The organism is Zhongshania aquimaris (genome assembly GCF_019312595.1).
Lineage (GTDB): Bacteria > Pseudomonadota > Gammaproteobacteria > Pseudomonadales > Spongiibacteraceae > Spongiibacter > Spongiibacter aquimaris.
On the sequence record NZ_JAHWDQ010000007.1, the window covers coordinates 137,188 to 155,768 of the forward strand.

Here is an 18,581-nt window from a genome sequence, read left to right on the forward strand (position 1 = left end):
TTACACCACTCAAACGCATGGCTTACCCAATATCAAAATTACCAGCTATCAATAAAGCGCCTAGACCTCGTCTTAAGCGACTCCGCCGCCGCCATTAAGCCGCGCACAATCCACTGCCGGGAATCCGCCGGATCAATCACCGCATCTAACTCGAAATAGCTGGCGATGTAACTGGCCTTGCCTTTGCGATAGCGAGAAGCGACCCGCTCTTCAAAGAATGCCTGGCGCTCATTCTCATCTTCTATGGCCGCCAATTCATTTTTATACGCAAGGCGAACGCCGCCCTCCAGGCCCATACCGCCAAGTTCACCGGTCGGCCAGGCGATGGTAAAAAACGGCGCCCGAAAATGTCCACCGGCTGCGGCCATCGCGCCCAAGCCGTAGGCTTTACGCAACACAATGGCAAAGATGGGAACCTGCAAAGAGGCCGCTGTAACAAACATACGAGCTGAATGCCGAACCAAGGCGGTCTGCTCGGCCTCTGGCCCGACCATAATGCCAGGGGTATCAATCAAACTCAGAATCGCCAATCCATGAGCATCGCACAACCGCATAAAGCGTGACGCTTTATCGGCACTATCAGAATCAATTGCCCCGGAGTTAAATTTAGGGTTGTTGGCGATAACCCCAACTGCCCGCCCCTCAATCCTAGCGAGAGCCGTCACATAAGCCTTGCCAAAGGCACTGCGCAGTTCAAGCACTGAGTCGATGTCGGCCAGCTCATTGATCACGTCGCGCACGTCGTAGGCGCGAAGACGATTCTCGGGGATGATATGACGCAGGCGGCGGGCATCTGTCGCTCGCCACGTTTCAATATTACCCTGAAAGTAGCCGAGGTATTTTTTACTCGTCGCGACCGCTTCGGCCTCGTCTTTAACGCGAATATCCACTACGCCGTTGTCGTGCTGTACTGCAATCGGTCCGACTTGCTCAGGGCTGAATACGCCGAGCCCACCGGCCTCAATCAACGCGGGGCCAGCCATACCGATATTGCTATTTTCGGTGGCGATGATGACGTCTGCCATTCCCAGCAAGGCGGCGTTTCCCGCAAAACAGCGCCCGGAAACCACACCCACCACCGGCACTAATCCGCTTAATTCCGCGAGTTTGCGAAAGTTTTCGTTCTGCAGTGCAGCGATAGTAACGGGATCTTCTCGCGGGCGACCGCCGCCCCCTTCGGCAAACAACAGCAAGGGAATTTTATGGTCTTTGGCTAAATCAAATAGGCGATCAGTTTTCTGATGATTTTTATGACCCTGCGTTCCCGCCATCACGGTCGCGTCGTAGCTGCCCACTGCCACTTGCGCAGCTTGCTCACCAAACAAATCGGCGTTCACCGTGGCGATGCCCATCACAAAGCCATCGGCAGGCGTCGTCGCTCGCAACTCCTCATCGCTCTTACGCGCGTGCAAATACGCCACCGTGAGCTGACCGTATTCTATAAAGCTGCCGTCATCGCACAAGTCGGCGATATTTTCCCGCGCAGTGCGCTGCCCTCTGCTACGCCGACGCGCCACGGCAGTGGGTCGCTGTTCGTCCAGAGTTTCAGCATGTCGCTCACGCAGCAATTGCAGATCTTCACGGATCAACGCTAAATCCATTTCAGTATTTGCATTTGCCTGCACAGACTTGTCGTCTGCGTGTTGCAAAACAACGATAACATCGCCCTCTTGCAGAGAATCACCCACACGGCAAAACACGTCCTGAACAAAGCCGTTGCTGGGCGCATGAATAACGTGTTCCAACTTCATTGCCTCAATACACAGCAACTCCGCGCCCTGCTGAACATAATCCCCAACGGCAATATTGAGAGCCGACACGACGCCGTACAACGGCGCAACTAGCGCCACGACATCGTCGTCATAAAGCGCTTGCTGTAATTTATCCTGTTTATCTACAGCAACATACAAATCGCTTATATACTCTTCGACGAAACGTGTAGAAATAGTATTGGCAAGCACTGCGGGATGACTGAGCAATTTATTGAGAAATGCAATATTGGTCGACACCCCCTCTATGTCAAACTCCTTCAACGCTCGACCAGCCCGCTTCAACAGCGCTGAGTAATCCCCACCCGGCGAACTGACAATTAACTTCGCCAGCAGCGAATCAAAGCTGGCCACGGTGCGATAGCCGCTATAGGCAAAGGTATCGACTCTAATCCCCGGCCCCGTCGGCGCAACAAACCGCTCTAGAAAACCTCCACTCGGCAATGCTCTGCCCTGCTCATCCATAGTCTCCATATTAATTCTAAGCTGAACTGCACAGCCACGCGGTGCTGGGATACTATCCTGATTTAAATTTAGCTCCGCCAGTTTAGCGCCAGCAGCTAGCGCCAATTGAATATGCAGCAGATCTAACCCAAGAACTTCTTCCGTTACCGTATGCTCAACCTGCAAACGGGGATTCACCTCTAAGAAAAGAATTTCATCCGGCTGACCTTCACGATCAAGATCGATCAAAAACTCAAAAGTGCCGATATTTGAGTAGCCCGCCTTTTGCGCCATTAACATCGCGCTGTGAATAACGGTGTTGCGTTGTTCCTCACTTAAACTCGGACTGGGGGCTATCTCAACAAGCTTCTGATGCTGACGTTGCAGGGTGCACTCACGCTCCCATAAATGACTAACTTCCTGTCCATCGCCAATAATTTGTACTTCGATATGTCTGGCTCGACGAATCAAACGCTCCGCATAAAGCGCGTCGCTGGCAAAGGCTTTTATGGCTTCAGACTGGCAGTGGGCAAATGCCTGCGCCAACTCATCGAGATGAGAGACTACGCGCATACCTTTGCCACCACCACCGGCACGGGCTTTGATGATCATCGCCTCGCCAGCGCCCAGCGACACAAAAAACGATTTCGCTTGGTCCAGGGTAAGTGCCCCCGTCGTGCTTTTATTCACCGCCACGCCGCACTGCACCGCTAAGTCTATGGCGCGGGTTTTATCGCCAAACAAGGCGATATTTTCTGGGCTAGGGCCAATAAAAACCAAACCGGCTTGCTGGCAGCGTCTGGCAAACTCGGCGTTTTCACTCAGGAAGCCGTAGCCGGGATGAACCGCATCACAACCCCTCTCCTGTGCCGCGCTAATAAGCTGGTCTGTATCTAGATAGGCCGCCGCACCGCTACCTCGCAAAGGATGAACACTGTCTGCGTAACGCAAGTGGCCAGAGTGCTCATCATCCTCACTGTAAACCGCAACGCAGGCTAAACCGATATCCTGTGCTGAGCGTGCAATCCTTACCGCAACCTCGCCACGGTTGGCGATAAGCAACTTTTTAAATACAGATATTGAACTGAACATAAGGCATTCCGCAGTGTAAACGGGTAATTTCAATGGCGCTGATCATTAATCTCATCGGCGATTTCATCAACAGAAACCGCCACCGGCACGCCAGAAAAGCGCGGCATAAAATTGATTGGTTCGAGATACTTTTGCAGAGACGTTAACTGACCGGTATAACTCCCCGCCTGACTTAAGGGTTTTGTTTTGGCATTCAACAACCCGAACATATGGGTCATGGAAACTACACCGCGACGCAGACCTGGATCAGCTTTGACCAGCGCGCGAATGCAGCCGAACTCAGAAGTGACCTCAATTGCAGTTTCTGGCAACACAACCAGCTGCGCCATATCATCGGGGTTCATATAGGCCCAATTAACGGGATATTTTTTCCGTGTCCGCGCCGAATCGCGAAATGCGCTATTCATCGCCTCTAAAATACGGCGCGACGTTAGATAAAAGGGAAATTGGTTTTGGGGTGTTTCTTCTTCAGTTAAAAGTGACGCTAATTCTGTCGCGACATCGCTGGGGCAAAGTTGTAATCGTGCGCCGTTGTCCACCATCGCCGACTCAACAAACTGCTCTGTTAAATCGGGCCGCACGCCAGAAGGATTATCGCGCAGCACCTCAAACGGCACTCGGCTCTTACGGCACAAAAACCGAATCATTTCCGATGGCTCTGGCGCTTTATCCATAGTGAGTTCTAAGCCGTCTTCAATATCGTCAAAGCGAAGCCCATAACTCCAATATTTCAGTGTTAATTGCAACTCCATTCGCGCCGCCAAGGCCCAAAAAAACTGCCAGTCATCTATCACACCTGCGGGCTTTGTCACTGCAGGTAGCGCATACTGGGCAAAGGCTTCAGGATATAAACTCTCGCCGGGAATGCTAATTTCGTGACGCTCAAAGGGCTGCGAGCTGGCAATCACATAGTGACTGAGCTTGCCCGTTTCATTCACTCTGGCGTCAAGCGACACCAATAAATCCAAGTCTTCAAAAGCCGGCAGCGCTAGCGTTGGATCACCCAAGGCCATCACGGGGTCACCACCGAACACAATAAGGGCACGAATTTTATCTGGCCCTTTCGTCATTATTTCTTGGGGCAACAAGGCAGTCGGAAATTCACCAAAAAGTTGGCCAATGTCGGTGCTATGGCATTTCACACCGCGCTCCCAGCTGCGGCTTGGCGCCACCGCCATCTCCACAAATTTTCGAGGATTTAATGTGCCCGGATTACGGACTTTATCGCCAGCGCGGCGATAGCCTCCCACCAGCGCATTGACCACTTCGATCATGTGATCATTCAAATTTGAATGCAGCGACATCGACGGACCCGTGCCGCTGCCAACGAAGGGACGCTTCGCCTCAGCAATCCATTTTGCCGCCAGCTCAATTTGCGCCACCGGCACATCTGCGCGACGAGCAGCAAGCTCAGGAGTAAAACCCTCCACCGCAATGCGCAACTCATCAAGTTGACTCACAAACTGCGAACAGAACGCTTTATTGTAAGTCCCGTCGCGCAACAGAATATGCGCTATCGCGGCAAACACTGCCGCATCCTGCCCCGGTAGCGGCTGGATAACTAAATCAGCAAGGCGCGCCGTTTCGGTTTTTCGCGGATCGATAACAATCATTTTGAAGCCGCGCTTTTTGGCGTCGAGATAGGATTTCGCCGGCGCACCACTTTCCCCGGCACTAAAGGGGTAAGTCTGATGCGTCACCACCGGGTTATTACCTACGATTACCGCCAGATCAACATCGGCGAAGGCTGGTTTGCCCGACGCCATCACCCCCATTCGCCCCATCGTTACCCACTTGGCAGATTGATCAATAGTCATTGTCGAAAATAAATTAGGCGTCCCTATAGCGGATAAAAAGGACTTTTCTAATTGCGAGCCCAACACGCTGCGATAGGCGCCGGTGCCATGATATAAGGCGATGGAGCGAGGCCCATATTGCGCGATTAGCGCCGACAGTTTTGCTGCAATTTCATCCAAGGCGTCTTCAACATCAATCGGTTGTAAGTCACCTACTTCATCGCGCTTAAGGCTATTTAATATGCGCCCTTCACCATTGTGAAAATCGACACTGGCGCGCCCCTTGGCGCACATATAAGCCCCATAGGGTGAAACCGAACCATCGGCTGTCACTGCAATAATTTTATTATTCTCTACTTCCAAATTCATGGAGCAAAGTGCACTGCAATTTCGGCAAAAAGATTTGACGGTGTTCCGCATCATTACTCCAGTTTATACTGCTAATTGGTATCGAGTTTGGCCAGCACTTCGGTGCCAAACCAGCGCGCATTGTCACACCACTGCTCGCAGCTTTCCCCTTCGATATGAGTTACTGCACCGGCGACGCCCAGCTCGCGGTAAGCCATTAATTTGTCGAGAATTGCCTGCGCATTCCACTCTTCGCCGGGACGGCGAATACTGCCGAGAAACACTTCTGGCATCTCTGTTCGGCCAATTTTTTCGCAGTGCTCCTTCATATAGTCAATGCCCGCAATCAGCTCCTCGCTACCGGCCATTGATGCCGTGCGCGCAGTTGTCGATAATTCCGCTGGAGTAAAAAAGGGATACCAGCCATCACCCAATTCCGCCGCGCGCCGAATGGCTCGGCGAGAGTTACCACCCACTAATAACGGTGGATGGGGACGCTGAATCGGCTGCGGCTGCATTCGGCAGTCACGGGCATTGTATGTTGCGCCCGCAAAACTAAAATTCTCCCCCGTCCAAGCCGCTTTCATCGCCTTTAGATATTCATCCATCACATCATTGCGCGAATCAAAATCAGCACCTAATACAAAGAACTCGCCCTTTAAGTATCCCGCCCCTAACCCGAGTGATAGCCTTCCTCCAGAAAACACATCCAAGCTCGCCGCCGCACGGGCGGTAATAAATGGATTCCTGTAGGGCAGTACCAAAATACCGGTTTGCAAACGCAGGCGAGTGGTCACGGCCGCCACTAAACTAAGGGTCACAAACGGATCTTGAGCGTCGTGCCCACCACTATCTAACCAGCGCGCTGGCGGGCAGGGATGATCTGTTACATTGGCACCGCTAAACCCTGCCTGCTCCAATGTTTGCGCAACCTTAGTAAGTGCCGCCATATGCAAAAATTCACCGGGCGCATCGCTGCGATCAAAGGGCAATGTCGCATTTATTCTCATACTATCTCCATGGGCATGTCACTGTGCTCAGCGACCACCATTTAAGGTCCATTTACCATCATTGTTTCTCAGCCAACCTGCTGAGGCCCAGGTTCCGCCATCCACCGGCAGCACGGTGCCGGTCACATAACTACTCATGCCGGAACACAAATACACCGCTGCTTGCCCACACTCACTGTCTAAGCCGGATCGACCTAGGGGAATACGTTTAGCCGTTGCCTGTTCGTCCAGCTCACTTGGTTGAATCCAGATTGCGGGATCAACAGGACCGCTAATATTGCCTCGCAAGCCTGGCGTCACCGTATAATCCGGCGCAATCGCATTGACGCGAATATGATGATCAGCAAGTTCAAGCGCCATAGTGCGAGTGAAATTAAGCATGGCGGCTTTACAGGCGGCATAAACCGCAAATTGGGGCGCGGCGCGAGAGGCCTCGATACTGCTGATATTTAAAATAGATCCACCTCGGCCACCGGCAATGAGGTGCGGAATGACCGCTGACGTCGCCGCCAACATACTGACGAAATTGAGATCGATAAGGCGACGCCAGGACGATTCCGACTGCTCAGCAAATGGTTTGGGACGCACACCGCCGACGTTATTCACCAACATATCGATGCGCCCAAAATGGGCCATGGCCGCTGCCACCATGTTTTCAACCTGACTCGAATCCGACATATCGGTGGTCAGTGCCAGCGCCTCCCGCCCCATTTCGGTAACCCGTTGAACGACTTCTGCACCGCGCTCAGGAATGCGATCTGCAATAACAATATTGGCCCCAACTGACGCCAACGATAAGGCGATGGCCCTGCCGATACCTGCGCCGCCCCCCGTGACAATTGCAACTTGATCAGTAAGGTTAATGTCAGGCTGATATTTATTCATCGTCGACACCCTAATCAGTAACTGACTTTATCTTTACGAGATGAGCGCTCCATCATGCCGTAGCTCTCTTCGCCGTCCCAGCGGTAGCGCACTCCGGTTTGCTGTAATACCGGAAAGTTAGGCGGCATATTCGGACGCCCCATTGCAAAGGTAGAAACAAAGGTTTCGCCGTGGATATGCACTTCACCATTGGCGGTTTCCAGCACACAGCTCACGTCATCGCCATTAGGACTCAGCTTTGATAGCCAGGGCGCTTTTATCACCCGAGCCGGTATGAGTTCACCATGACCTAAATAGATAAACCCCTCGTTATACGTTGGCTTGCCATCTTCTCTGGGCGGGTAGGCGTTATAGCCAAAGGCTCGGCCACTGGGAAATAAAGCTGACTGCCAACAGTGACCCCAAAAATCCTGCACATTGCGCACTCCTTGGCGACGAATACGCAGGCCACTGCCAAAAAACTCATGAAGCTCTGTATCAATTTGAACACGGCCGACAACGCGGAATAACTGCTCAAAGCGATCTCCACCCATGAAACTGCCCTCCTGCCCGTTTAATATATCGGCAGCGGCACTAGACATGGTGCCCTGAATCCAAGGTGGTACAGCCATCGTCGCTTCAAGATCAAAAGACACATCAACCAGTAGCCCTTCGTCAGCTTCTTCGCTAAGGCGCTCGTGTGGCAAGGCGCCGTGCATTTGCGCCGCTGTCGTCATCGGCTCGGCCTTGCCCTTAAACGAAACATGCCACTCTTTAAACGGCGAGACACATTGAAAACGCAGCGGACCAGCACCCAAAATTGACGCTTTACCCTGCTCGTCAGTAGTTTTGTGCGCTACACCGTAATCACGCACGATATAAACTCGCCCATCGGGAAACGCGATATTTAGCGACAGCATATGCGTGTCGTAATCCGGCGCGACGGCTTCAATCGCGAAACGCGGTAAACCTATTACACCCCGGTCGTCAGACACCCACATATTAATGGCGTCACGCATTCCTTCTTGCGCGGGGCAGCTATCAAAAAAATACTCTCGATCACTCCCCATACCACCGCTTAAATCCATATTGCCCTCCCCACCATTGGAATATCGAATAAGATGCTAAACAGCCTGCTGAACAAAGCGCCGAGAATAATCACCAAAGTGTTCTTGCAAACGTGCTGGGTCTATTTGCAATACCTCCGCAGGCAAGGTCTGACTCGGCTCCCGATGACTGGCATTGTTTTCCCACCACGCCGCCATCGCAGTTTCAAATTCTGGCGTCACTGGCTCAGCCAGCCATTGGTATAAACCGCGAATCTCAGCAATGGGATCTTTGTGCATAGCGCTAAAATCGATGTCGTAGAAACGTCCGTGATTTCCAGCGTCTCTAAATTCAAGCGTGCGGGCCATACCGGCTGACCAATGCGCGATATTGAGATCGCGCATATAAGCAACGTCCACCGCATCGCTAAATTTACTGGCAATATCGACATACACAGACACCACCGAGGCCATGACATCTGCAGGGGCGCGGTGAGTCATCACAAATCGCGCATCTGGAAATACCGAATTGAGATCATTCAAAAACAAAAGATGAGTGGGGCATTTTAGACGCCACGATTTCGACGGTTGCTGCCACTGCAATAGTTTCAAAACACGGCGCTGATAGGAGTAAGTAGAAGATAAATCTGCATCTAACAGCCACTGTGAGTAGCTGGGAATTTGCGCAAAAGCCTGAAAAATATGCGACTTGAAATCAAGGGCCATTAAATCCTGACATTCGGCTGGCGCATTGACACCCGAGGGCACGTGGGTCTTGAGCCCCGTCTCGCGGCGAAAGTCTTCTTCCGATTGGCCCTGCCCGGCGCCACCACATTGCACTGCCACATTGGCCGCAGGTTCGGCGGCTTCTTGGCGATACAGTGAACGGGAATGGGGGTCTTGCTCTAACAAAAAGGAAAGGACGGTTGAGCCGGTGCGAGGCAAGCTCAAGCCAAACAATGGCGCCCTAACTACAATCTCATCTATCTCTGGATGGCGCTGATAGTATTGCTCGATCTGTAAGCGCTGTTTTAAGTGCAATACGATGCGATCGCGAATAATTTTATCGCCCAGGGCATTTAACTTTGCCTGCCGACCAAGGGCAGCAAGCAAAATCTCTAGACCTTCTCGAAATGAATCCGGGCCAAAATGACGTAAGCCGGTTTCATTTCTAGCAACATCCAATAGTGCTTTTACGTTTTCCATACAGAGTCGTCGCCCTGAAGAAATTTAGTTATTTTTATTGCGACAGCTGGACTGCAGTTTAAGACAATCGGTTTAGGAGCAAACGCTAGGAAAACTCAAAACCCTGCAGAAAATCTGCCATTGATTTTACAAACCGCGCCGCATCGGCACCGTTAATAACACGGTGGTCATAACTTAATGACAGCGGTAGCTGTAAACTAAGAACAGGGGCGCCATTTGCATCGGGAATAAAACGGCTTTGTGCGCGGGTAATCCCCATAATCGCCACTTCTGGTGCATTGATAATAGGGGTGAATGCCGTACCGCCTATATGCCCCAAGGAACTTAAGGTAAAGCAGCCGCCAGACATCTCTGCCATAGACAGCCCTTTAGTACGCGCCTTCTCAGATATCGCAGCTACTTCGGTGGCGATCTCATCGATACTTTTCTTATCGCAATCGCGAATCACCGGCACCAACAAGCCGCTTGGCACGTCAACCGCAATACCTATGTGGTAATACTGCTTTTGAAACAGCTTGCTACCGTCGGCATTGATAGAACAATTAAACTGCGGGTATTGCTGCAGAGTCGCCACTGCGGCTTTGATTAAGGCTGGTAAGAGCGTGCGCTTTTTATCCGGATTGGCTTGATTAAACGCTTTACGGCGAGCCTCAAAGCCGCTGATATCGGCCTCGTCGTGATGGGTCACATGGGGAATCATTGACCAATTTCTCGACATTGCCTTGCCGACAAACTGCTGAACCCGACCTACTGCCCGCTCCTCGACAGGACCATAAACCGAAAAATCTTCTTCCGGCCACGGCATCATGCTGGCTTGATTTTGTGTCATATATCGCTCCAAAATTTTGCTAAAACACGGCGGCGATTTAAAGGCTCGGCCGCTTAATTATTCGTCTATCACCGCATCAGGCACGGAATCGCTTGACACATCCAAGGCCTGAAACTTCTCTTTGTTCAAGGTGCCATGAAGGCTTAAACGCAGCATTTCGTCGGTGAACCGCGACGCCATACGCTTGCGTCCGGCTGCGCTTTGGGTATGCGCCCTCGCCCACACCGGCCATAAAAAGACCGTCACAATTAAAGTAATGGCGTGCACTTCTGAGTCAATGCCTGGCTGCGAAAACTCCGATTCAACGAACCGGTCGACATGCCCTTTGTACATATTCCAAAATGGATCGGAAGCGGGCTGGCTGTTGCTCAATAGCTCGCGTAGCCAAACACGACCTAACTCAGGGTTCTCCATCGCAAAACTCGCCAGCTTCTCAATTATTTCTCGCGGTTTGTTGCGTGGTTCCAGCGAACCGTCTTCAGGCTCATCGCCAAATACTTCAAGGCGGAGCGTATTGCTGACCCAGGCGATGGTCTCATCTATCAACTGTTCGCGGGTGGGAAAGTGATGGTAGGCCGTGCCTCGGTTAACTCCGGCCAACTGGGCAACCTGCGACACACTTAAGCCCTCTGGCCCGTCGCGTGCGAGCAACTTACCAGTCACTTCCATAATGGCTTCACGGGTTTTCTGTGGATCGCGAGTACCCTTACCTGTTTTCCGCTTTATCTCGTCAGTGGCCAAATCCGTTACCTCATCACAACGTTTTATCCAAGACTTAAACCCGCTCGATAATCACTGCAGGCGCCATACCCCCCGCCGCACACATTGTCACTAACGCGCGCTTTAAACCGCGGCGCTCAAGTTCATCAAGCACGGTGCCAATCAATACGGCGCCGGTGGCGCCGATGGGATGACCCAGCGCGATTGCACCGCCGTTCACATTAATCTTGTCGCGATCGATCTGCAGATCGCGGATGAATTTTTCAACAACAACCGCAAACGCCTCATTTACTTCCCACAGGTCGATATCCTTGACGGTCAAACCTGCTTGCGCCAACACTTTTTTAGCCGCGGGCACCGGTGCATTGAGCATTAAGGTTGGGTCGTCACCGATATTTGCTGCCGCGATGATCCGTGCACGGGGCTTGAGACCGCTTTTGGCAACATAGCGACTAGAGGCCATTAGCAAGGCCGCGGCGCCGTCAACCACACCTGAAGAACTACCGGCATGATGGAAGTGCTGAATATCTAAGTCTGGATAGCGCTTATTAATTAGCGAGCGGAAGGTATCGCCCTGCTCGTTGATGGGGAAGCCCGCTAATTTCCCAAAGCTCGGCTCTAATCCGGCCAAGTCAGCGGCGGTGGTATTGGGTCGCGGATGCTCGTCGTGACCCAGAATCAATTTACCGCTGTCATCGACAACCGGTACGATAGAATTTTTAAAGTAGCCTCCCGCAATAGCGGCGGCTGCGCGGCGCTGGCTCTCCAAAGAAAAGGCGTCCAGATCCAAGCGACTAATTCCTTCCATAGAGGCGATAGCATCGGCGCAAACACCTTGGTGAGATTGTGGCAGCTTTAATTGCAGGCGCTGATTGCCCGAGCCCATCATTAAGGACTTCAGTCCGGCCTCTCGCTCCTGCTGGCTGATGGTGGTAATCAGAGACATCATCTCGGTGCCACCGGCAATAATGAGGTCTTCAAACCCTGCCTTCAATTGACCTGCCGCGAAGTTAGCCGCTGTTATACCACTACCGCAAAAGCGATCGAGGGTAACGCCACTGGCGCGCACATCGTAACCAGCGTCGAGTGCGGCCATCCGCCCCATATCCCCGCCCTGCATACCTTTCTGCGCGCTCGTACCCCAAATCACATCGTCAACGTCGGCGGTTTTAAAATCATTCCGCTCTTGTAGAGCCTTAAGGACTGTCGCGGCTAAATGCTGGGGGTGCATACCTGACAAGGCACCCTTGCCTGGCTTACCACCGCCACGCGGGGTTCGAACTGCATCAATAATGAAGGCTTCAGACATTGCAAACTCCAATAATTTTTCTTCTAGTGTTATCTGGATCTAAACTATTTCCGAGTATAACGCGAAAATTTCAATTGTTCGACACTGTTGTTTAATTAAGGACTTTACCCGCGAGTAATTAGCCACCTAAAAGTGACGGTAACGGCGGTGATCTGCTACCATTCGCGCCACACGCCACTCAAGATATTGCGACATGCCAGAAGAAAAAAAAGCAGGTGCTGCCGGCCCCGCCAATAAGCGCAAATACCACAGCCCGCTGCGAGAAAAGCAGCGCGAGGCAACCAGAGAGAAAATTATAGATGCAGGATCTGAGCTAGTTCACAGTATGCCGAGCTGGGACTGGCGAAATCTCAATGCCGAGGTCGTTGGTAAACATGCAGGGGTAAGCGAGCGCACCGTACACCGCCACTTTGCCAACGAGCGCAGCCTGCGCACAGCGGTCTTGCAGCGCCTCGTTGAAGAATCCAATATCAATATCGAACGTTTGGAACTCAGCGACTTTGGCCGCACAGTCGGCACCCTACTTCGCTACCTGCAGTCATTTTCGGTGGCAAGTACCTCAGCGTCTGACCCCCTCATGGACGACATCGACCGCTATCGAACCAATGCCTTGCTCGACGCCGTTGTTCGCGCGACCCCCGATTGGGAAACCCATCGCCAAGAAAATGCCGCAGCGCTGCTAGATATTCTCTGGCAACCCCAGCTTCAAGAACGACTTACCCAAGTCTGGGGCTTTGATGGCGATCGCACCGTGCATTTAATTACATGGCTTTTCGACTTAATGGACGACGCCATCAAGCATAATCGCAGCCCCGATATCGGCCCGAATAGTTGATTTTTATTTATTAGTTAAGCGGGCGCGCTCAGAATTTCTCGATTGCGCATCACCCCGCTATATTTTTGTACTCATTAGCTTACTACTGGCTGAAAAGCCGAATTTCTCATACAAGCCATGAGCGTCATCCGTAACGAGAAATTGAAACTTGGAACACCAGCGTGGATCGTTGACTACAACCCCGAACATCCACTTTCCTATACCCAGAGCGCGGTGATCAGGATGGATAATTAGATCCGCGATATACGCAAGCGAAGCAAAATCAGTCACTACTCGCGCAAAGCCTACTTGGGTGCCCCCGCAAAAGAGGGAAAAGCAAACACTATTCGCAATGGATACATTTATGGTCTCCAAGCTTCTTTCGCCAGCCCAATACGATGACCTTAAAAGTGACTCAACTTGATCAATTTGAATTGAGCCGCGATCGTCACTTATTCGATAATTTCCGTGTTCGTAGATCATAACATCCTTGAAATATACGATTTTGACTTGGGGTGCCGAGCACCGCCACCCCAGCACAATTTTTTAAATACGCTTTGATACTGGGAATTAGACCATCTTAATTCTAAGCTCTTCCCGCAAAATCACTACTCCTTAAATTATGATGGCTATAGAACGCCGCCAATACACGCGTTTCAGCCGTCGTACTCGTCATGACGACGAATCCATGCATACGGTTCAGTCTGCGGCCAGCCTTCGGGGGAATCTTCCCAAGTCTCTTGACGACCAAACGGGGTCAAATCTAAGTAAGTCCAGAGGCTGCCGAGATATTCCACGCCACGCGCACCACTATAATAGCTTCGATAGATATCATTGCCGTCGCGAATAAAAACACTAACACCGTGCCTCTCGCCTTTATCTGTTGTTGCGCCAAAGTCGAAATTGAAGTCGCTATCATATGACGAATACCATGGCAGACTAGTAGTCCACCCCATCCGCGACCGGTACTGCTCGAGCTTTTCCCTGGGCGCACGTGACACCAAAACCAAGGAGGTATCGCGGGCATGCAAATGCGCCGGATGAGTCATGGCATCTAGAACCCAGGAGCAACCGCCACAGCCCGCATCCCAATCGGGGGCAAACATAAAATGATACACAATGAGCTGGCGACGCCCTTCAAACAAATCGATTAAGGCCGTTTCGCCGTGTTCTCCCTCTAAGGTATATTGCTTAGCCACCTTGACCATTGGCAACTTCCTGCGCTCAGCGCTCAAGGCATCCCTAGCGCGAGTGAGCTCTTTTTCTTTTATCAGAAGCTGGTCCAGCGCTACTCTCCATTCATCTGAAGACACAACGTCCGGCAGTTTTTTTGTTGTCATTAGCTGATTCTCCTATGTGTTCAATGTGAGTGCGAACTGGACTCGAAGGTAATCACGGCGCTGTATCGAAAGCAAAAACGGCAATTAGCCACCACTGCACTTGGCCAAATTAGCGTGTTATTCGGGTAGTAGCTGTGGGTTCCAGACTACTTCCCATAAATGCCCATCGGGGTCTTGAAAATATCCTGCGTAACCACCCCAGAAAGTATCATTTGCTGGTTTTAGTATGACCGCACCAGCAGCTTCGGCTTGTGCCAAAACCTCATCAACCTCTGTCTTCGACATGACGTTGTGACCAAGAGAAAGCTCGGTGGTACTCGGAGCTGCCAACTTTACACCGGCATCATGCGCCAGGCTCGCTCTGGGCCAAAGTGCTAGCTTGAGTCCAGCACTTAGCTCAAAGAACGCCACCGCACCGTACTCAAACTCTTCGCCAACAATCCCTTCCGTCGGGAGTCCTAAGCCGTCCCGATAGAAACCAACAGCCCTCGCTAAGTCATCTACACCAAGGGTGATGACAGAAATTCGAGGTCTCATTATCGCTCTCTCCGAAATGGATAACGCCGCGCGCGGGGCCGTGAACTGCAAGTAAAAGGAGATGAAGGCACAGCACTTACCATCGTTTGTTACGCATGTTCAGTGCTGCGAGCCGTTAGCTGCGAATGACGTATAAGCAGGTAAAGTGCAAAACCCACCGCCACACCAGGAACAACGCCTAACACTAGGCAAAGCCAGCCATGCTTGACCGCATGATTAGATGCCTCAAACCAAACCCAAATAGCGAGGACGAACCAACAGAAAAAAACATCAGTTGAATACCCTGCGGCAAATGGATTTACAAAACCCGCCGCAAACGCAGCTATGATATTAGGGTTTTCAATCAGCGGAGGAATAACCAAAAAACAGAAAATAATTGTAAATAGTAAGGCGGCTAAAAAGAGACAAGCCTTGAACACTCTATCACTCATAATATGGGTCTCACTGGATGAAATGAATAGCACTTTGCTATACATTAATGACATTAAATACCGCACTCGCTCTTGCTATGCGTTTTGAATCTACAAAGAAGTAGCTGTTGGCAAAAGCCATATTTCTCCCTACTTTCTGTACGTCGACCTCAATCTCAATCCAGTCACCTAACTTTGCGGAACCTGCATAATCTACATTTAGGCTTGCGGTGACCATAGGCACTGCTTCCTTGCCATTGAAGGCTGCATTATATCCAAGGGCAATATCTGCAAGACTGCTAAACACGCCGCCATGAACCAAATCTCTAGCATTGCAATGTTTTTTCTCCGCTCTAAGACCGATGATTAATCCAGACTCTGACTTTTTATTATAGATAGGGCCAAGTAAATCCAGATAGGGACTACTTCTAAAAATTGGCTCAAAACCTTCTGGAACATTGCTCATATTTTTATCCTTAGAGATGTATAATCCCACAACAGAGGTGTCCAAATAGCCGCTGTGGCATTGGTTGTGCTAGTTTAGCGATCTGTGCATAGGCCAAGCAACGTAAAGGCCGCAAGTATTGAACGCCCTGTTATACATTTAACTCTCGCTGCGCCTTTTTACTTAATGTTGAACACGCCTTCCGATAAGACCAGCCAATCAACTCAGTTAAATACGCTGAATCGAATGCACTAACATTAACAATTGTTACCCAATGAAAACGATGCATATATCTTGCTGGTTTTACGCCAGGCTGATCCGTTAACTCCAAAAATCGTTCCGGCGATACCCGAATACTAAAACGCCACCGTTCAGGCTCGCTCGTTTTAAAGTAAGCAAAGTTTTTACCACGGACTTTATAAGAAAGAATATTTGAAGGCTCACCTTTTTCTGACAATGTCGCATCAGTAAAATTAACGCATAAGCGCTTTACATCAGATACATCCATAATATCTCCGAATACGTGAAAGACTTGAGCTAAGGGCGCTTGAAACGGTGCCTAAACCGACCTCCAAATGATTGCGGGAGATACTGTCGTTGTAGTGCTTCTCAATCCTTTGACGATGGGCACTTCCGGACGAAGCTATTCGAGTTCAATGTCGCAGACTAACAGCGTTCCAGGGGTATAGACTGTTTGTCCAGCCCTAACCTTTTGTTTAGATGGCTGTATCAACATTTCTACCTTGTTTTCTGCTAACACAGGCAACCGAAGCGCGGCGTGGGCTGCCCAGTGCAATGTGTCTTTTGCATTGCACGATTGCGCCTAGCTTTCTTAGGTATTGTATGTGTAGAAGTGCCACGTACTTTTACCAGTATTTAGTGACTCATATAGCTTTTGTGCCTGCTCATTGTCCGGTGCCGTGACCCACTGTAAACGAGCGGCTCCATTTTTAGCGGCATAGCTTCGACAATGTTCAATTAGCTGCCGACAAATACCTTTGCCACGACAATTTGGCAAGGTGTATAAGTCATTGAGAATAGCCACTTTTGCAGTAATTGATGTTGCATATGAAAAGTAAACCGTAGCAAACCCAACAACATTGCCAGCTTCTCTATAGATAAACTGGCAACCAGCAGGGCTAGATTCGCCGAACTGCGCAAAAAAATCTGCATTTCGATCATCAGATATTTCTGAAACTTTATAAAACTCTTGGTACGCCCGAATGAGCGGGAGAACTTCGACCAAGTTTCTTTTTGATACTACTTCAATCATCTGAGGTTTGAATCCTTTTGGCACTTAACACCCGCAATAGGAGCAAAATTGTAGTTCCACTGAGAAGTTTGTCCCTACCTGCTTGCGCTTGTTTTGGGTTATCTCTTGAACCATGACCCCGTCCAGATGACTGTTCCAATTGCGCAAGAATGACCCTAAACTGAAATCAAATACAATACTGGCAAAAATAGGATGCTGATCTTCGCTGCGGTACCATAAACTCCGTACAAGGTGAGTAACGCTGTAAATATTGCAATGCCTAGTGGATAGAAAAAAAGCGCCCTTTCCCCTCCTATAACGACCTCCAACGGTGAGCGACCAATTTCAGACTTATATCTATAACCCACAATAAGCATCGGCAGGAACAATGTAGCCAAGAGAATCAATTCCAAATTCTCCGAACCTATACGAAAAAAATTACCAAAGAAGGATACAGACAACATCAAAGTGAAGATTACCACTCCGTGCCGCGTTCCTTTAGCAAACATGTGTGGGCCCATAACGCCCTAATCAGCCGCGCCGTTTTTTGGCGCCGGATGAATTTGATTGTTAGCTGTATCTACACCACTCTTGGTTTGAATCCAGCCATCAATGTAATAAAACAATATATTGACCGCATTAGTAAAGCAGTCCACCGCCTCTGTCCAAGACCATTCAGGATACTGAATATCTTCTTTTCCAATATGAAATGTCACCGTTCTTTCATTATCATTAAGATTCTGCACGGAATTTGACAAATGAGAACCAGAAAAATGGACATAACCACATAAATTTTTATATACGTCTTTTAGCCATGGATATTCGGGACTCAGAACGTCGACTAAATAACCATCATTCATTTTTTCCCCGTTCCTGTCCTTCAAATTTCTAATTTGTTTACCACCTATTACATCAGTAGCAAAATCGTGGGGCTTTTCTACTAGCCAAGCCGCAGAGAATCGCAAAAACGTATCAATTTGAATTCTAAGTAATGACCTTGCCGCGGCCATATTTTTCGCTTCAATTAATGTAATGAAGCCTTCCGTGTTACCACTAGTTCTTTTCATCGCAGCGATTGCAAGGAGATCTACAGGAAACATGTTGCCACTATCTGCTGAGAAAACAGCTTTCCCAAGATCCATAATTTGATATTCAGTACTTCGGAGCTTGATAATAGCTTCTTCGAGGCTATTGGATGCTACTCGTTCCATGAATTTCCTTACACAGCTAACGAGGCTGTAGGAAAACGTATTTGTAGCTCACGTAATCTTCCAGCCAGATATTTTTAGTTGATTTAATTTTCATACGAATTCTTCATCGTCAGGTCGTTTATTTTTCATATTCCAGCAG

General features: G+C 50.1%; 18 protein-coding genes. 1 reads left to right on the forward strand and 17 read right to left on the reverse strand.

Annotated features, from left to right (window positions below):
• Positions 1-38: 38 nt before the first annotated feature.
• From KXJ70_RS18325 to KXJ70_RS18365, 9 genes are all read right to left on the reverse strand, one after another.
• Positions 39-3,305 (reverse strand): acetyl-CoA carboxylase family protein, encoded by a 3,267-nt coding sequence (locus tag KXJ70_RS18325; protein WP_219045008.1) that lies wholly within the window; start codon positions 3,303-3,305, stop codon positions 39-41.
• Between the two features lie 29 nt (positions 3,306-3,334).
• Positions 3,335-5,524: a molybdopterin-containing oxidoreductase family protein gene (locus KXJ70_RS18330; protein WP_369409814.1), complete on the reverse strand. Its 2,190-nt coding sequence runs from the start codon at positions 5,522-5,524 to the stop codon at positions 3,335-3,337.
• 17 nt (positions 5,525-5,541) lie between these two features.
• Positions 5,542-6,459 (reverse strand): LLM class F420-dependent oxidoreductase, encoded by a 918-nt coding sequence (locus KXJ70_RS18335; RefSeq protein WP_219045010.1) that lies wholly within the window; start codon positions 6,457-6,459, stop codon positions 5,542-5,544.
• Between the two features lie 27 nt (positions 6,460-6,486).
• Positions 6,487-7,344, reverse strand: a complete 858-nt coding sequence (locus KXJ70_RS18340) for an SDR family NAD(P)-dependent oxidoreductase (RefSeq protein WP_219045011.1) — start codon at positions 7,342-7,344, stop codon at positions 6,487-6,489.
• Positions 7,345-7,358: 14 nt separating this feature from the next.
• Complete coding sequence (locus tag KXJ70_RS18345; RefSeq protein WP_219045012.1) at positions 7,359-8,411, reverse strand: DUF7064 domain-containing protein; 1,053 nt, start codon at positions 8,409-8,411, stop codon at positions 7,359-7,361.
• A 36-nt stretch (positions 8,412-8,447) separates the two neighbouring features.
• On the reverse strand, positions 8,448-9,575 hold the full coding sequence (locus KXJ70_RS18350) for a sulfotransferase family protein (RefSeq protein WP_219045013.1): 1,128 nt from the start codon (positions 9,573-9,575) through the stop codon (positions 8,448-8,450).
• Positions 9,576-9,660: 85 nt separating this feature from the next.
• Positions 9,661-10,404, reverse strand: a complete 744-nt coding sequence (locus tag KXJ70_RS18355) for a 2-oxo acid dehydrogenase subunit E2 (protein ID WP_219045014.1) — start codon at positions 10,402-10,404, stop codon at positions 9,661-9,663.
• Between the two features lie 57 nt (positions 10,405-10,461).
• On the reverse strand, positions 10,462-11,145 hold the full coding sequence (locus KXJ70_RS18360) for a TetR/AcrR family transcriptional regulator (protein WP_219045015.1): 684 nt from the start codon (positions 11,143-11,145) through the stop codon (positions 10,462-10,464).
• 34 nt (positions 11,146-11,179) lie between these two features.
• Positions 11,180-12,433 (reverse strand): acetyl-CoA C-acetyltransferase, encoded by a 1,254-nt coding sequence (locus KXJ70_RS18365; RefSeq protein ID WP_219045016.1) that lies wholly within the window; start codon positions 12,431-12,433, stop codon positions 11,180-11,182.
• A gap of 193 nt (positions 12,434-12,626) precedes the next feature.
• On the opposite strand from KXJ70_RS18365, the gene KXJ70_RS18370 reads away from it, so the two are divergent.
• On the forward strand, positions 12,627-13,268 hold the full coding sequence (locus KXJ70_RS18370; protein ID WP_219045017.1) for a TetR/AcrR family transcriptional regulator: 642 nt from the start codon (positions 12,627-12,629) through the stop codon (positions 13,266-13,268).
• Positions 13,269-13,325: 57 nt separating this feature from the next.
• Here KXJ70_RS18370 and KXJ70_RS19620 read toward each other — a convergent pair whose 3' ends face one another.
• From KXJ70_RS19620 to KXJ70_RS18410, 8 genes are all read right to left on the reverse strand, one after another.
• Positions 13,326-13,730 carry a GNAT family N-acetyltransferase gene (locus KXJ70_RS19620; protein ID WP_219045018.1) on the reverse strand — a complete coding sequence of 135 codons (405 nt, stop codon included), beginning with the start codon at positions 13,728-13,730 and terminating at the stop codon, positions 13,326-13,328.
• A gap of 173 nt (positions 13,731-13,903) precedes the next feature.
• Positions 13,904-14,587 carry a DUF899 domain-containing protein gene (locus KXJ70_RS18380; protein WP_219045019.1) on the reverse strand — a complete coding sequence of 228 codons (684 nt, stop codon included), beginning with the start codon at positions 14,585-14,587 and terminating at the stop codon, positions 13,904-13,906.
• 117 nt (positions 14,588-14,704) lie between these two features.
• Entirely contained in the window at positions 14,705-15,124 is a 420-nt protein-coding gene (locus tag KXJ70_RS18385) for a VOC family protein (RefSeq protein ID WP_219045020.1), read from the reverse strand.
• Between the two features lie 89 nt (positions 15,125-15,213).
• Positions 15,214-15,609, reverse strand: coding sequence for a DUF2834 domain-containing protein (locus tag KXJ70_RS18390; protein WP_219045021.1), 396 nt, complete (start codon positions 15,607-15,609; stop codon positions 15,214-15,216).
• On the reverse strand, positions 15,593-16,000 hold the full coding sequence (locus tag KXJ70_RS18395; protein WP_219045022.1) for a PaaI family thioesterase: 408 nt from the start codon (positions 15,998-16,000) through the stop codon (positions 15,593-15,595). The genes KXJ70_RS18390 and KXJ70_RS18395 overlap by 17 nt, the downstream gene beginning before the upstream one ends.
• Before the next feature lie 130 nt (positions 16,001-16,130).
• Positions 16,131-16,487 (reverse strand): MmcQ/YjbR family DNA-binding protein, encoded by a 357-nt coding sequence (locus KXJ70_RS18400; RefSeq protein ID WP_219045023.1) that lies wholly within the window; start codon positions 16,485-16,487, stop codon positions 16,131-16,133.
• A 324-nt stretch (positions 16,488-16,811) separates the two neighbouring features.
• Positions 16,812-17,252 (reverse strand): GNAT family N-acetyltransferase, encoded by a 441-nt coding sequence (locus KXJ70_RS18405; RefSeq protein WP_219045024.1) that lies wholly within the window; start codon positions 17,250-17,252, stop codon positions 16,812-16,814.
• A 506-nt stretch (positions 17,253-17,758) separates the two neighbouring features.
• On the reverse strand, positions 17,759-18,442 hold the full coding sequence (locus KXJ70_RS18410) for a hypothetical protein (RefSeq protein ID WP_219045025.1): 684 nt from the start codon (positions 18,440-18,442) through the stop codon (positions 17,759-17,761).
• Positions 18,443-18,581 lie beyond the last annotated feature (139 nt).

What these genes read in the sequence shown, in the direction of transcription:
- KXJ70_RS18365 (WP_219045016.1), bottom strand. Translation starts at nt 12,433, where the DNA reads ATGTCTGAAGCCTTCATTATTGATGCAGTTCGAACCCCGCGTGGCGGT.
- KXJ70_RS18370 (WP_219045017.1), top strand. Translation starts at nt 12,627, where the DNA reads ATGCCAGAAGAAAAAAAAGCAGGTGCTGCCGGCCCCGCCAATAAGCGC.
- KXJ70_RS18335 (WP_219045010.1), bottom strand. Translation starts at nt 6,459, where the DNA reads ATGAGAATAAATGCGACATTGCCCTTTGATCGCAGCGATGCGCCCGGT.
- KXJ70_RS18350 (WP_219045013.1), bottom strand. Translation starts at nt 9,575, where the DNA reads ATGGAAAACGTAAAAGCACTATTGGATGTTGCTAGAAATGAAACCGGC.
- KXJ70_RS18345 (WP_219045012.1), bottom strand. Translation starts at nt 8,411, where the DNA reads ATGGATTTAAGCGGTGGTATGGGGAGTGATCGAGAGTATTTTTTTGAT.
- KXJ70_RS18405 (WP_219045024.1), bottom strand. Translation starts at nt 17,252, where the DNA reads ATGATTGAAGTAGTATCAAAAAGAAACTTGGTCGAAGTTCTCCCGCTC.
- KXJ70_RS18340 (WP_219045011.1), bottom strand. Translation starts at nt 7,344, where the DNA reads ATGAATAAATATCAGCCTGACATTAACCTTACTGATCAAGTTGCAATT.
- KXJ70_RS18390 (WP_219045021.1), bottom strand. Translation starts at nt 15,609, where the DNA reads ATGTCATTAATGTATAGCAAAGTGCTATTCATTTCATCCAGTGAGACC.
- KXJ70_RS18385 (WP_219045020.1), bottom strand. Translation starts at nt 15,124, where the DNA reads ATGAGACCTCGAATTTCTGTCATCACCCTTGGTGTAGATGACTTAGCG.
- KXJ70_RS18325 (WP_219045008.1), bottom strand. Translation starts at nt 3,305, where the DNA reads ATGTTCAGTTCAATATCTGTATTTAAAAAGTTGCTTATCGCCAACCGT.
- KXJ70_RS18355 (WP_219045014.1), bottom strand. Translation starts at nt 10,404, where the DNA reads ATGACACAAAATCAAGCCAGCATGATGCCGTGGCCGGAAGAAGATTTT.
- KXJ70_RS18380 (WP_219045019.1), bottom strand. Translation starts at nt 14,587, where the DNA reads ATGACAACAAAAAAACTGCCGGACGTTGTGTCTTCAGATGAATGGAGA.
- KXJ70_RS18330 (WP_369409814.1), bottom strand. Translation starts at nt 5,524, where the DNA reads ATGATGCGGAACACCGTCAAATCTTTTTGCCGAAATTGCAGTGCACTT.
- KXJ70_RS18400 (WP_219045023.1), bottom strand. Translation starts at nt 16,487, where the DNA reads ATGGATGTATCTGATGTAAAGCGCTTATGCGTTAATTTTACTGATGCG.
- KXJ70_RS18410 (WP_219045025.1), bottom strand. Translation starts at nt 18,442, where the DNA reads ATGGAACGAGTAGCATCCAATAGCCTCGAAGAAGCTATTATCAAGCTC.
- KXJ70_RS19620 (WP_219045018.1), bottom strand. Translation starts at nt 13,730, where the DNA reads ATGATCTACGAACACGGAAATTATCGAATAAGTGACGATCGCGGCTCA.
- KXJ70_RS18395 (WP_219045022.1), bottom strand. Translation starts at nt 16,000, where the DNA reads ATGAGCAATGTTCCAGAAGGTTTTGAGCCAATTTTTAGAAGTAGTCCC.